Below are 14,458 nucleotides of genomic sequence, written 5' to 3' on the forward strand. Positions count from 1 at the left end.
TTTGAACAAAAAAAGCAGCAGTCCATTATTGTTAAAACATATTATGCTGTTTAAACACCTCAATAAACTGGATGGAAGAAATAAACACGATATACCTTTTTGGAGTAAAAATTGACGAGCCGGTTGTAACCCTCACCGACTTGCTTGTTTCGGTATTGTGTTTCATATTCGCCTACAAAATCCACAATAACAACCGGTCTGAAAAAGTATTTACCTATTTCAAACTTTATTTTCTGATTATGGGAATAGCTACAGCTTTGGGTGGTCTGATCGGTCATGCTTTTTTGTATCATTTTAACTTCTACTGGAAGTTACCGGGCTGGATAACCAGTATGTTTTCAATAATGTTTGTTGAACGGGCAGCAATTGAACACACCCGGATTCAATTATCAAAACAGATCGTTAAGATTCTGAGTATACTTAATATCGTTGAGTTTCTAACCTTTCTAACCTTAACCATTGTTACGCTCAACTTCTTTTATGTTGAATTTCATTCGGGCTACGGATTAATGTTTGTTGTGCTTTCGCTGGAAGGATTTTTATACGTAAAAACACGCAATAAAGCCAGTAAATTCATGCTTATCGGAGTTGCTTTTGCGGCTGTTGCGGCTTTATTTTTTATGAACAACATTTCCATACACCAGTGGTTTAATTACATTTCGGCAAGCCATGTTCTAATGGCTGTTGCTGCCTGGTTTTTCTATATCGGAGCCAGCAAAATCAACATGAAAACAAGCCCAAAATAACTTACACCTCTTAAAAAATCAATTTTAGTTGTAACACTTTTTAATTACTGCAGTCTTATTGAAAAATTGTTTCTATGAAAATTGCTGCCATCCTATGCTTATTGTTGTTTTTTTATGCAACATCGGCACAGGAAAAAAGAACCTATAAAGCCAGTACCGCTGATGAGATGGACATTTCTGTCAACGGCGTTTTTGACGAACCGGAATGGCAAAATGCCAATTGGGAAAACGACTTTATTCAACATGAACCCAACGAAGGAGAAGAGCCGACCCGGCAAACAGAATATGCCATTTTATACGATGCCAACAACCTTTATGTGGCTATACGATCGTTCGATGATCCGGACAGTATTTCCATGCGCATGACCCGACGAGATGAGACAGATGGCGATCTTGCCGGCGTTTATATCGACTCGTATTTTGACAAACGAACCTCATTTGCATTTATAGTATCGGCAGCAGGAGTACGTTCGGATATGGTAAGTACCAATGATGGCGATAACGAAGACGATACCTGGGACCCGATTTGGTATGCAAAAACATCAATAACTAAAAACGGATGGAACGCAGAAATGAGGATTCCCCTCACCCAATTGCGGTTTGATGAAAACGACGAACAGATTTGGGGACTGAATGTATTGCGCTATATTTTCAGGGAAGACGAACTTTCGTCGTGGCAACCCATGAAACGCGAAACGGCTGGTTTTACCTCGCAGTTTGGTATTTTACGGGGAATTGAAAATATAAAACCACAAAACTCGCTGAATGTAACTCCGTATATGGTTGCCCGTACTGAACGTTTTGAAAAGGAGCCTGAAAATCCATTTCTGAAATCGGGAAAATCAAATGGTTTTGATGCCGGTTTAGATGCCAAAATCGGTCTCACCAACTACCTGACGATGGATTTAACGATCAACCCCGACTTTGGGCAGGTTGAAGCCGACCCGTCGCAGGTAAACCTAAGTACTTACGAAACCTTCTTCAGAGAGAAGCGACCGTTTTTTATCGAGGGTAACAATATCCTGTCGTACAAACTTGCTTTTGGCGATGGCGATCAATCGGCCAATAACCTGTTTTACTCGCGCCGTATCGGACGACGCCCCAATCATTCTCCCGATCTGGCAAATGATGAATATGCCGACACACCTGATTTTACACGTATACTGGGTGCAGCCAAAATAACCGGAAAAACAAAAAGCGGTTGGTCGATCGGGGTAATTGAAAGTGTAACTGCTGAAGAAGAAGCTGAAATAAAAGGCATTTCGGGCAACAAAACCGAGGTGGTTGAGCCCTTAACCAATTATTTTGTAGGCAGAGTTCAAAAGGATTTTGACGAGGGCAATACTTATATAGGCGGAATGCTTACCGCCGTTAACAGAAATATAAATGATGAGCATCTCGATTTTCTGCATAAAAGCGCCTACACGGGCGGTGTTGATTTTGTACACAAATGGCACAACAAAGATTGGTTTGTAGACGGTGGAGTATATTTTAGCCGTGTTGAAGGTAGCGAAGAAGCGATTCTTAACACGCAAACTTCCTATTCGCGAACTTATCAACGCCCTGATGCCGATTATGTAACACTCGATTCATCAAGAACTTCACTTTCGGGCACCGGTGGAAAATTCAATATCGGTAAAACCGGTGGGAAGTTGAAGTTTGTCGGAATATTTAGCTGGAAATCGCCGGGACTGGAAATTAATGATATTGGTTACACACCCGAGGTTGACGAGATTATGCAAGCCTTTTGGGTAGGATATCGATGGTACGAGCCCTTCTCTATTTTCAGAAGTATGGGCCTTAACTTTAACCAGTGGACTGGTTATGATTTTGGCGGCAATTTATTGGGTGCCGGCGGTAATATTAACGGGCACACCCAGTTTAATAATTTTTGGCGGGCCTTTTCAAGTATAAATTTTAACGGCGAGCAGCTTTCGCATTCGGCACTACGTGGCGGCCCGGCGATGAAAACTCCCGGAAATCACAGTTTTTATGCCGGTTTATTTTCCAACCCACAGAAGAAATTCACATACGGAGCCGATGGAGGAATGAACTGGAGTAACGAAAAAGGTTACTACTCGAGAAAAAGCTTTGAGGTAGAATTTGGATACCGCCCCGTTAAGGCCATGCAAATTGAAATTAGTCCGGAATTCGGCGTAAGCGACAATCAGCTTCAGTATATTACGCAGCAAGACCACATGAACGACAAACGTTACATAATGGGAACCATTCAGCAAAAAACGTTCAGTACATCGATTCGGATAAATTATAATGTAACGCCTGATTTGACCGTGCAATTTTGGGGACAGCCTTTTATTGCAACGGGAGACTACGATGCGTTTAAATACATAACTGATAGTAAAGCAGATGATATAAACGACCGGTTTGCATTGTACTCGGGTGAGCAGATTACTTACGACACCGAGAACAGTGTATACCACATTGATGAAACCTTAAATGGCCAAACCGATTATAGTTTTGACAATCCCGATTTTAATGTAAAAGAGTTCTTATCAAACCTGGTAGTTCGCTGGGAGTATCGTCCCGGCTCGATGATTTACCTGGTATGGTCTCAAAACCGTGGCTGTTATGACAACAGGGGGAACTTTGATTTTGGTAACGACTTATCTGATCTCTTTGATGAGAAACCTCATAATGTCTTCCTGGTAAAATTTTCGTACCGAATTGGAAGATAGCTTACTATGCGAAGGGTAATTAACCTGAGTTCGTTTCTAAAATATTTTCACAGAAAGTCATAATTACGTCAGATTTGTATTTAGAATTAAGAAGTAATAACGGGTTATTTCGAGAAATTCTAAATGTAAAGATGGCGTGAGAAGGACTTTCCTTCGGGCTTTGCTCTTTTTGCAATAAACTCCCTCCATTTTTCTTGTATTATCCCAATAGTTCTGCGAAAACTGGAGGGAGTTTCTAATCAAAAATAGCTAAAGCTGTGTATTATTTTAGAATCGAATTCAGGTTAAAAAAGGCGCAGCTAATAACTGCGCCTTTTATTTTACCAATCGGGGTTTATATTTGATTATTTTAACTACATATGCGCAATTGGATCTGCGTCGCCATCAGGATCGCCGGATACATATCCATCGGTTGACAGATGTCCGTCGGTTGCCAGCAACAATCCACAAACATGTGGTGCAGCCATTGATGTTCCGCTCATGGTTGCAAAACCACCACTTTTGTAACAAGAAAGAATGCTTACTCCGGGAGCGCAGTAATCAACATGTTCACCATAATTTGAAAAATAAGCCCAGTAGTCATTGCTATCCATTGCCGAAATGGTATAGATATTAACTCCTTCAGTTCTTGCCGGCGAATGGTTTTCGGCATCATCTGATTCATTTCCGGCAGCAAGTGCCACGTATATACCTTGTGCGCCAAGATTGGCAACAGCCAGGTCGATGGGTTCATAAACACCACCGCCTAAACTCATATTTGCTGCATCACCGGGATCGGCATTTGCAGCAACATAATCAACTCCGGCAATAATTACCGAATAAGCTCCGGAACCTTTTCTATCCAGAACTTTAACCGGAACAACGGTTGCGCCTGCTGCTACACCAACAACTCCAATTTCGTTGTCGATTGCTGCAACTATACCTGCACAATGAGATCCGTGTCCATTATCATCTTCCGGCGTTGTAGTTCTGGTGATAAATGTAGCACCCAGCGTTTGATCAACATTCAGGTCAGGGTGATCCATATCGATACCGGTATCAATTATCCATGCTTTATTAGACCCGGTGTATGTTGTTCCACCACCAACTCTTGTAATTCCATAAGGAACTGTTTCGGCAGGAGGATCGGAAGGAAGAGTTCCCGGTTTAGCCAAGGTTACCATTTTATCAGCGTAAACACCGGCAACACCATCAGCAGATTTTAAGGCCTTGGCTTCCTTTTCAGAAATATTTACAACTAAACCCTCAATAGCCTGGCTGTACACCATTTTGGGCTCACCCAAATTGATGTGAGCAGCGTTGCTTATTTTTAGCGCTTTTGTTGCTACTGCACGATCTGCTTCAGCTTTACTTTTATAAGCAGATTTTAAATTAGAGGATTCGAGCAATACAATATATTGCCCGGGGATCACCACTTCAGAATGAGTTATAAACTCCACCTGGTCGGGGTTTGTTACAGAAATCTCATCCGTTTTTTCACAAGAAACAATTACAATGGCCAGTGCCATTACAATTAAAACTAAATACTTTTTCATGATTAATAAAGGTTTTAACAATTAAACAGCGATTGGTTTTATTGTAATTTATAACATAATTTCATTATTTCCTATAGTAGCCTCTTCTCTAATTCAACTATATGTTCATTATTTAAACAAATCGCCAGCAAAATCAACACTTTTATTGCAGATCATATTTCTCTATTAAAAATCGTTTTTTAATAGAAGAGCAAAAAAAAAGGTCTGCTAATCAGATGTTAGCAGACCTTTTTCGATGTTGGATAATTTTTACCCTATTCAATAAAAGTGTTCTTTCCTTTCAATTCAATTGTTTTTGAAATACCATTTTTCCCTTTTCCTTCGGGCTGACTTCCCCCAACAAAAAGTGTAAAATCTCCGGGTTCGATTACCCGCTTATCATTGGAGCCAATAATGGAAAACTGACGAGGTTCAAGTACAAACTTCACCGTTTTTGTTTCACCCGGTTTTAACGCAATTCGCTGAAAACCCTCTAACTGATATTTCGGTCGTGGTGTTGATGCGACCATGTCTTTTAGGTAGATCTGAACAACCTCTTCGCCTGCTGCATCTCCGATATTGGTTACTTTGGCACTAATTTCAATGGTATCGCCAATTTTGGCCTGCTTTGCCAGTTTTACATCTGAATAAGTAAAAGAAGTATAACTCAATCCGTAGCCAAAAGGATATAACGGTTCACCATTGAAGTACTTGTAAGTGCGGTTCTTCATATCATATTCTTCAAACGGTGGTAGTTGATCAACCGATTTATAGTAGGTAACCGGCAAACGTCCGGCCGGATTATAATCGCCCATCAACACATCGGCAACAGCGTTTCCGCCCTCCTGCCCCGGATAACCTGCTGTAATAATTGCTTCCAGGTTTTCGTCGGCCCAGTTAACAGCCAATGCACTTCCGTTTAGTAAAACAAGAATTACCGGTTTACCGGTTGCTTCAATGGCTTTCATCAATTCGCGTTGTGTTGCCGGAAGTTTTAAATGTGTACGATCGCCGCCTTCAAAACCATCTACTTTCAATTCCATTTCTTCGCCTTCGAGGCGTTGCGAAAGGCCAAGTACCAAAACAACAGCATCAGCTTTTTGAGCTACTTCAACGGCTTCCTGTTTTAAGTTTTGGTTTGGCATGGCCCACAACAGTTTGGCATCTCCTTCGCCATGAAAGTTGGCGTATTCATAAACAAATTTATACTTTTTACCAGCCTCCATTTTTACAGCCTTTTCGTGATGAAAGGCATGGTGCTCGGATTTATGACTTAGTAACTTTTCTCCTTCAAGCCAAATATCGAGTTTTGGCATTCCCCAACATCCAATCCGGTACTCACCACTCACCGGAGGAACAATGTAGCCTGTCCAACGCACACTAAAATTATCGTCATTCATCTCAGGTGTCGGCGCATCAGCTTCCCAGTAAAAATTTATATTTCCATCAATTCGGGTAAACATTGGTTCGCCTTCCAGTTCTGCATTATTAAAATACTCTCCTATTACACCTTGTGTACCATCTTCGGTTTGCAAAAACTCTGCAGGAATCGCATTAAGGTTACTAACTCCTTTGGCCAAATGACTTCCTTCGGCATAAAGTATTTTGGTGTTCGGCAATTTATTTTGTAATCCTTTTAACACGGTTACCGGATTTTTGGCAATACCATTGTAGTTTCCAACCAGCGACTCCCAGTTATCAGCATTTGGGCCAATAACAGCAAGTGTTTTAATGTCTTTTGAAAGCGGTAATGTTTTATCCTGGTTTTTCAGTAAAACAATACTTTTTCGTGCTGCTTCCAGTGCCAGCTCATTATTCTCTTTCGATGTATTCACCGAAAATGGAATTTGTGCGTAAGGCACGTCTTCATTCGGATCGAACATTCCCAGCTTAAAACGGGCCGTAAACAAGCGCTTTACGGCAATATCAATTTCATCTTCCGTGATCAAACCGCGCTCAACAGCCTCGATAAGATGACGGTATGAATTTCCACAATTCAAATCGGTACCGGCTTTAACAGCCACAGCCGCTGCTTCTGCGGCATCTTCCGAGAAATCCTGAAAAGTAAAAAAATCGGAAATAGCCCAACAGTCAGACACAATGTAACCATCAAATCCCCAGTCGTTGCGTAAAATGCCAATTAGTTCATCGCTGGCACAACACGGAACTCCGCGGAACTGGTTGTACGCGCCCATTACCGAATACGCTCCTCCGTCTTTCACCAACATGCGAAATGCCGGCAAATAAGTCTCGCGTAAATCGCGTTCGCTTACCAGCGCATTAAATTCGTGACGCAAAGGTTCCGGCCCTGAGTGTACTGCATAATGTTTTGCGGTAGCCACTACTTTCAGGTATTTCGGATCATCGCCCTGAAGCCCTTTTACAAACCGGGTTCCCAAAATTCCGGTGAGATACGGATCTTCACCATAAGTTTCGTGTCCACGTCCCCAACGCGGATCGCGGAAGATGTTGATATTAGGTGACCAAAAAGTAAGTCCCTGGTAAATGCCCCTTTTGTCGCGACGAACAAACTCATGATGTTTTGCACGTGCTTCGTCTGAAATAGCCACTGCTACCCGGTTTAACAAATCGGCGTCCCACGAGGCAGCAATACTTATCGACTGCGGATAAACCGTTGCGTAACCGGCCCTTGCCACTCCGTGTAAACACTCGTTCCACCAGTTGTATTCCGGTACTTGCAAGCGGTCAACCGCTTTTGAAGTGTACTCCAACTGATCAACTTTTTCCTGCAGGGTCATTTGCGACACCAGTAATTCAACACGCTCCTCCATTGGAAGCGCCGGATCTAAAAAGTCGAGATTTTCATTTTGTGCAAATACTGCAAAAGCACAAAAAATTAGAATTAGGTTTAAAATTGATTTTTTCATCTGTTTATAATTGTTCTATTTTTTAGTTGGCAACAGACATAACACGCATGCACTTTTTTATTCCTTGTGGTTTAAATTTTATTGCGTGCTCGTTTTATTTCATAAATTACTATTCTGTTCTATTCTGCAAAAGATTACAAATATACGACTAATTGAGGGATTTGCTTTCCAAAAAAAGACACTTCTGTTTTAATGACGGGTAAATTTTCCATTTCTTTCACTTTCATTTGATTGCTTACCTTTGCTATTTCAAAAACAATAGAAAAATATGGATTTTACAGCATACAAAACGTTACGAAAGATTATTGACGAATTATCGGAAAAACTGGAAACGCAACACAAAAAACATATGAAATGTAAAGCAGGCTGCGATCTGTGTTGTATGGATTACAGCATTTTTCCGGTAGAATTTTATAGCATTGTTAAAGCGCTAAAAGATCGTAAGGATAAACCTATCTTTAATACCGAGAAAGATGAATCAAGTTGTATTTTTCTAAATAACCACCAATGCGAAATTTATGACAACCGACCGATTATTTGCAGAACACACGGTCTTCCGTTGTTATATATGAATGAAGAAAATGGATGGGAATTATCGGCTTGCGAACTTAACTTTACGGAATTTGACATGGAAGAATTTTCGGAAGAGAACACCTTTCCGCAAGATAAATTTAACAGCAAACTCTATTTGTTGAATAAAGAGTTTATTGCTAAAAATCAATTATCCAACTACTCGGAGCTTGATTTAATTCCAATAAAAGAATTGGCAAAACACATTTAAAATCTTAGACTATGAAACGTAATTTAGTACTCGTATTTTTAATCCTGCTTTGCAGTGTAGCAATGGCAACAAACAACAAACCAATGGAGGAAAATAAAAACAAACTGGCGGTGCTGTGGACCAGCGGCGATCCGGACGTGGCCGAAAAAATGGCTTTTATGTACACCTACAATGCCAAAAAACAAGGTTGGTTCGACGAGGTGGTTCTGATTATTTGGGGACCATCGGCAAAACTGGCTGCCGAAAATAAAATGATACAGGATTACATTAAAAAGATGCAGGAAGCAGGCGTAAAAATCGAAGCGTGTTTATACTGCGCCAAGATGTACGAAGTTGACGAAAAATTAGCCGAAATGGGTGTTGATGTTAAAGGAATGGGCGTTCCGTTATCCGACTACTTAAAAGAAGGCTGGAAAACTTTAAGCCTCTAAAAAGAAATAAAAAAAGCATCCGCCATCAGACGGATGCTTTATATACTATCATTTTATTGCTAGTATTCATCTTCGTTAAAAAAGAAATCATCCTTACTTGGATAATCCGGCCAAATATCCTCAATACTTTCGTACATCTCACCTTCATCCTCAATCTCCTGCAAGTTTTCAATTACTTCAAGCGGAGCACCCGAACGTATTGCATAATCAATTAACTCGTCTTTTGTTGCCGGCCAAGGTGCATCTTCTAACTTCGATGCTAATTCCAGAGTCCAATACATGTGTCTACAGTTTTTATGTGGTTAAACTCGATTTTTTACTTTGGCGCGAATATAACAAAAAATAAATACGAAAAAACTTTCCTGAAAAAAAAATATCAATACTGCCAGGTTGTTTCGTCAATTCCTTTATCATGAGCGAGTTTTCGGGCCAATACAAACAGATAATCCGAAAGCCGGTTAATATACTTTATTAGTTCGGACTGAACAGGTGTTTGTTCTGAGAATTCAACGATTCGGCGCTCTGCCCTTCGGCATATAGTTCGTGCCATATGGCACTGAGCTGCTGACAGTTCCCCTCCCGGTAGGATAAAATTCCGCAGTTCGGGCAACGTTTCGTGGTACGAATCAATTGCTTTCTCCAACACCTCAATATCTTCATTTTTAACAATGAGTTGCGCGGTGTACTCCTGCCCTTTTTCATCCGAAGCCAGGCGCGAACCAATGTTGAAAAGTTTATGTTGAATTTTTAGCAGTAAATCTTTCACTGCCGGATCAATATCGAATGATCGGATGACACCGATACACGCATTTAATTCATCAACCGTTCCGTAACTCTCTAAACGCAGATCGTATTTTTTAACACGGCTGCCACCAACAAGTCCGGTTGTACCGTCGTCGCCGGTTTTTGTATATATTTTAAAATCTCCTGACATGTTAATTCTTTTGTAATTGAAGAACATAAAAAATCCCGAGATGTTTACCATTCGGGATATAATATCGTAAACGATTTTACAAAGTTAATAAATCGGATTCTCATTAATTATATCCGACTCCACTTCTCCGTCTTTTAACCGAATAATACGATGTGCGTGCTCGGCAATATCTTCTTCGTGGGTTACCATAACCAAGGTATTCCCCTTTCGGTGAATTTCAGCAAAAAGCTTCATAATTTCTTCCGAAATTTTTGAATCGAGGTTACCGGTTGGCTCATCGGCCAAAAGCAAAGCAGGCTTATTTACCAGCGCACGGGCAATGGCCACACGTTGGCGTTGTCCTCCCGACAATTCGTTGGGTTTGTGTTCCATACGGTCTTCCAAACCTACATCAACAAGGGTGGCTTCGGCCATTTGTTTGCGTTCGGCCTTGCGCTTTCCGGCATAAACCAGTGGCAACATTACGTTTTCAAGAGCTGAGTTACGTGGTAAAAGGTTAAATACCTGGAATACAAAACCGATCTCCGAGTTTCTTATTTCTGCCAAACTATCATCCGACAGGCTGCTCACATCATTTCCGTTCAACACATATTTTCCACTGGTTGGAGTGTCCAAACAGCCTATAATGTTCATTAAGGTTGATTTTCCCGAACCCGAGGCCCCCATAATGGCAACATATTCTCCTTTATAAATATCAATAGAAACCGAACGAAGGGCGCGAACTTCCTGCGTTCCAACCTTATATATTTTTACAATGTTCTCGAGATGAATAATTTTTTCCGGCATAGCTTTATTTTATGTATTTGTAGTATTTTTTTAGTCGCATTACATGTAACGAACGAATCGTTGTTAAAAATATGATTTTCCAGCTGTTCTCAGACTGGAAATAGCATTTTTTAAGATTTATTATCATAAGTAATACCGATGTGAAATCAAATTAAGCTTTATTTCAGATAATTCCTCCTTTCAATCGGCATTAACTCCCGAAATATCGGGATAATTTCACCATTTCGTTTAAGGCTCACTTTGAAATACAAATGGTAAAACTTTTCGCTTTATTACAAAAACTGTACCCAACAGTTAATTTCTTTTGAATATTTCGGTATTATTCGCTGTTGCCGCAATTTGTGTGAATATGTATATTTGCTGCATGCCAGAATTTCTCGATCAGGAAATAAAATTTTTACCCGGCGTGGGGCCAAAACGTGCGGAAATTTTATTCAAAGAGCTGAAAATAAAAACCTTTAGCGATTTGATATATTATTATCCATACAAATACATCGACCGCACCAAATTTTATAATATTTCCGACATTAACACCGAGATGGCATACATACAGGTGAAAGGCGTTTTGCGCTCGATGGAAACCGTTGGTACCGGAAGCAAACAGCGGCTTGTTGCCCGTTTTTCGGATAACACCGGCACCATAGAACTGGTGTGGTTCAGGGGTATAAAATGGCAAAAAGAGCAACTCCTTATTAACAAAACCTATATTGTTTTTGGCAAGCCGGCTTTGTTTAGTGGCCGCATTAGTGTGGTCCACCCCGAAATGGAAACCGAGCAGGAAATGCAGTTAAAGCCAATCGGGCTTTTTCAGGGGCATTACAACACCACCGAGAAAATGAAAAAGCAGTTTCTCACCTCGAAAACCATTAACAAATTTCAGCTAACCTTGCTTGGGCTGGCAAAGGGAAAAATCAAAGAAACTCTGCCCGAATACCTCACCCGCGAGCTAAAATTAATGCCGCTTGAGCAGGCACTCTCTGCCATTCACAAACCGGAAAAACCAATTGAACTAAAAAACGCCACCTTTCGATTAAAATTTGAGGAGCTGTTTTTTATTCAGCTGAAAATACTGGCGTTAAAACATAACAGAAATCAAAAATTCAAAGGATTTCATTTTGAAAAAGTTGGCTTTAATTTCAATACGTTTTACGAAAAATACCTGCCTTTTGATCTTACCAATGCACAAAAAAAGGTGATCAAGGAAATCCGGCGCGATGTTAACGGAACGTCCCAGATGAACCGTTTGCTGCAGGGCGACGTGGGAAGTGGCAAAACGTTGGTGGCATTAATGACCATGCTGTTGGCTATGGACAACGAATTCCAGAGTTGTTTAATGGCCCCAACAGAAATTTTAGCCCAGCAACACTATCAATCCATTTCACGAATGCTGGATGGCATGGGTATAAACGTTGGCTTGCTTACCGGATCGACAAAAGCCAAACAGCGCCGTGAATTGCACGCCGCACTGCAATCGGGCGAAATGCAAATTATTATTGGTACCCACGCATTGATTGAAGATACGGTAAGTTTTAAACGGCTGGGACTTGTTATTGTCGACGAGCAGCATCGTTTTGGTGTAGCTCAACGGGCAAAACTCTGGAAAAAGAATGATCTGATTCCACCACATATTTTGGTAATGACAGCCACACCGATACCGCGAACATTGGCCATGACCGTTTACGGCGACCTGGAAGTATCAGTGATTGATGAATTGCCACCGGGACGAAAACCGATACAAACCATGCACTTTTTCGAGAACAGAAGAGCGCAACTGAACCGTTTTTTGAAACAACAAATTGATAAAGGAACGCAGGTTTATATTGTTTACCCATTGATTTCGGAATCGGAAAAAATGGACCTGAAAAACCTGGAAGAAGGTTACCGACATATTTCTGAGACTTTTCCCGATTACAAAATCAGCATGGTACACGGGAAAATGAAACCCAACATTAAAGAAAATGCCATGCAGGCTTTTAAACGTGGCGAAACGCAGATTATGGTTGCCACAACCGTAATTGAGGTGGGTGTTGACGTACCAAATGCAGCGGTTATGGTAATTGAAAGTGCCGAACGTTTTGGTTTGTCGCAGTTGCACCAGCTGCGTGGCCGTGTGGGGCGTGGCGCCGAACAATCGTATTGTATTTTAATGTCGTCGTACAAAATCAGTACCGAAAGCCGCAAACGACTCGATACAATGGTACGAACCAACGATGGTTTTGAAATTGCCGAAGTGGATATGAAATTGCGTGGTCCCGGTGATTTGGAAGGCACACAGCAAAGTGGTATGGGTTTCGACCTAAAAATTGCCAATCTCGGAAAAGACGGCGAGATTCTTCAAAAGGCCAGAAACATTGCCAACGACATTCTCGACGACGATCCGTTTTTGCAAAAGGAACAAAACCAATTGCTTCTTAAAAATCTCTTGTCATCAAAGGATACAAGCTTCGACTGGAGTTCGATAAGTTAATTTTTATCCCTAATTTCCCGGGACATTTTCACCCGAAAAGTTTAACATCATGAATAAAGTACAGTTACCCGCATCAGACGTAAAAATTACACCAATTACTTTTGGCGCCTGGGCCATTGGCGGATGGTTTTGGGGCGGAGCCGAAGAAAAAGAGTCGGTTAAAGCCATTGAAGCAGCTATTACAAACGGCATGACAACCATCGACACTGCGCCGGTTTACGGTTTCGGGCAAAGCGAAGAGTTTGTTGGAGAAGCCATAAAAGGCAAGCGAAGCAAGGTTGAACTGTTAACCAAGTTTGGTTTGGTGTGGGACCGAAAATCGGGTCATATACATTACGAAAAAACTTTTGATAATCAGGGAAACGAGGTAAGCTTGTATCGTTTGGGCAGCAAAGAAAGTGTAATAAGGGAATGTGAGGACTGTCTAAGACGACTTGGTACTGACTATATTGATCTTTTTCAGCAGCACTGGCCCGACAGTTCCACTCCGGTTGAAGAAACTATGGAAGCACTGGAAATACTGAAGGATCAGGGGAAAATCCGCGCCGGTGGCGTAAGTAATTACTCCATGAACGAAATGGAGAAAGCTGAAAAGTATTTTACACTTTCATCGAACCAGGTTCCGTACAGCATGGTTAACCGCGGTATAGAAGACGAAGTGGTTCCGTACTGCATTGCCAATGATAAAGCAATTATTGCCTACAGCCCGCTGCAAAGAGGTCTTTTAACCGGAAAAATTACGGCCGGTTATAAATTTGCAGAAGGTGATCATCGGCCAACTACCCCGTTTTTTAAAGAACCGAACTTGTCACGAATCAACACATTTCTGGATAAAATAAAACCAATTGCTGATGCCAAACAAGCAACACTGGCACAGTTGGCTTTAAACTGGACCATAAACCAACCCGGAATCACTTGCGCACTTGCCGGTGCCCGAAATGAAAAACAGGTATTGGAAAATCTGAAAGCTGCAGAGTTAAACATTTCGGATGAAGAGTTTACCTTCATACGAAATGAACTTGATCAACTTGTTTTGGAAATCTAAGATTTGGCTTTCCAAATCTCCAATATTGGAATCTGTTCGATTCTAATTGTGACATGGTTGAGATGATAAAAATTATACACAAGAATTTAGTTCCTATAGCCTTATCAGGCGGATTTTACTTTTTGTCTTGAGACAATAAGTAAACAAAAAACTCAAGGCTGCGCCCACTT

At 41.0% G+C, this 14,458-nt stretch carries 11 protein-coding genes; 6 read left to right on the forward strand and 5 right to left on the reverse strand.

Going from position 1 to position 14,458, the window contains the following annotated elements; translation table 11 throughout:
• Positions 1 to 71: 71 nt before the first annotated feature.
• Together LH29_RS19865 and LH29_RS19870 are read left to right on the forward strand one after the other, a co-directional pair.
• Positions 72 to 746, forward strand: a complete 675-nt coding sequence (locus LH29_RS19865; RefSeq protein ID WP_045033038.1) for a DUF6962 family protein — start codon at positions 72 to 74, stop codon at positions 744 to 746.
• A 74-nt stretch (positions 747 to 820) separates the two neighbouring features.
• Complete coding sequence (locus LH29_RS19870) at positions 821 to 3,442, forward strand: DUF5916 domain-containing protein (protein ID WP_045033039.1); 2,622 nt, start codon at positions 821 to 823, stop codon at positions 3,440 to 3,442.
• Between the two features lie 353 nt (positions 3,443 to 3,795).
• Here the strand turns inward: LH29_RS19870 and LH29_RS19875 are convergent, their stop codons facing one another.
• Together LH29_RS19875 and LH29_RS19880 are read right to left on the reverse strand one after the other, a co-directional pair.
• Positions 3,796 to 4,977, reverse strand: a complete 1,182-nt coding sequence (locus tag LH29_RS19875) for a S8 family serine peptidase (RefSeq protein ID WP_045033040.1) — start codon at positions 4,975 to 4,977, stop codon at positions 3,796 to 3,798.
• A gap of 254 nt (positions 4,978 to 5,231) precedes the next feature.
• On the reverse strand, positions 5,232 to 7,844 hold the full coding sequence (locus LH29_RS19880) for a glycoside hydrolase family 3 C-terminal domain-containing protein (RefSeq protein WP_045033041.1): 2,613 nt from the start codon (positions 7,842 to 7,844) through the stop codon (positions 5,232 to 5,234).
• A gap of 268 nt (positions 7,845 to 8,112) precedes the next feature.
• Here LH29_RS19880 and LH29_RS24100 point away from each other — a divergent pair, with 268 nt between their 5' ends.
• Together LH29_RS24100 and LH29_RS19890 are read left to right on the forward strand one after the other, a co-directional pair.
• Positions 8,113 to 8,625 (forward strand): YkgJ family cysteine cluster protein, encoded by a 513-nt coding sequence (locus LH29_RS24100; RefSeq protein ID WP_052671115.1) that lies wholly within the window; start codon positions 8,113 to 8,115, stop codon positions 8,623 to 8,625.
• Positions 8,626 to 8,636: 11 nt separating this feature from the next.
• Positions 8,637 to 9,056, forward strand: coding sequence for a DsrE family protein (locus LH29_RS19890; protein WP_232302869.1), 420 nt, complete (start codon positions 8,637 to 8,639; stop codon positions 9,054 to 9,056).
• A gap of 59 nt (positions 9,057 to 9,115) precedes the next feature.
• Here LH29_RS19890 and LH29_RS19895 read toward each other — a convergent pair whose 3' ends face one another.
• The 3 genes from LH29_RS19895 to LH29_RS19905 all read right to left on the reverse strand — a co-directional run bounded on the left by LH29_RS19895 (position 9,116) and on the right by LH29_RS19905 (position 10,776).
• Positions 9,116 to 9,337: a DUF2795 domain-containing protein gene (locus LH29_RS19895; protein WP_038562297.1), complete on the reverse strand. Its 222-nt coding sequence runs from the start codon at positions 9,335 to 9,337 to the stop codon at positions 9,116 to 9,118.
• A gap of 95 nt (positions 9,338 to 9,432) precedes the next feature.
• Positions 9,433 to 9,990: a cob(I)yrinic acid a,c-diamide adenosyltransferase gene (locus LH29_RS19900; protein ID WP_045033221.1), complete on the reverse strand. Its 558-nt coding sequence runs from the start codon at positions 9,988 to 9,990 to the stop codon at positions 9,433 to 9,435.
• 84 nt (positions 9,991 to 10,074) lie between these two features.
• Entirely contained in the window at positions 10,075 to 10,776 is a 702-nt protein-coding gene (locus LH29_RS19905) for an ABC transporter ATP-binding protein (protein WP_045033042.1), read from the reverse strand.
• Positions 10,777 to 11,140: 364 nt separating this feature from the next.
• On the opposite strand from LH29_RS19905, the gene recG reads away from it, so the two are divergent.
• Together recG and LH29_RS19915 are read left to right on the forward strand one after the other, a co-directional pair.
• The gene (recG, locus tag LH29_RS19910; RefSeq protein ID WP_045033044.1) at positions 11,141 to 13,243 is read left to right on the forward strand and encodes an ATP-dependent DNA helicase RecG; all 2,103 of its coding nucleotides are present in this window, start codon (positions 11,141 to 11,143) and stop codon (positions 13,241 to 13,243) included.
• A gap of 49 nt (positions 13,244 to 13,292) precedes the next feature.
• Positions 13,293 to 14,288, forward strand: a complete 996-nt coding sequence (locus LH29_RS19915; RefSeq protein ID WP_045033045.1) for an aldo/keto reductase — start codon at positions 13,293 to 13,295, stop codon at positions 14,286 to 14,288.
• The last annotated feature ends 170 nt before the right edge of the window (positions 14,289 to 14,458 follow it).

The sequence above is a fragment of the Draconibacterium sediminis genome (genome assembly GCF_000949475.1).
Taxonomy (GTDB): domain Bacteria; phylum Bacteroidota; class Bacteroidia; order Bacteroidales; family Prolixibacteraceae; genus Draconibacterium; species Draconibacterium sediminis.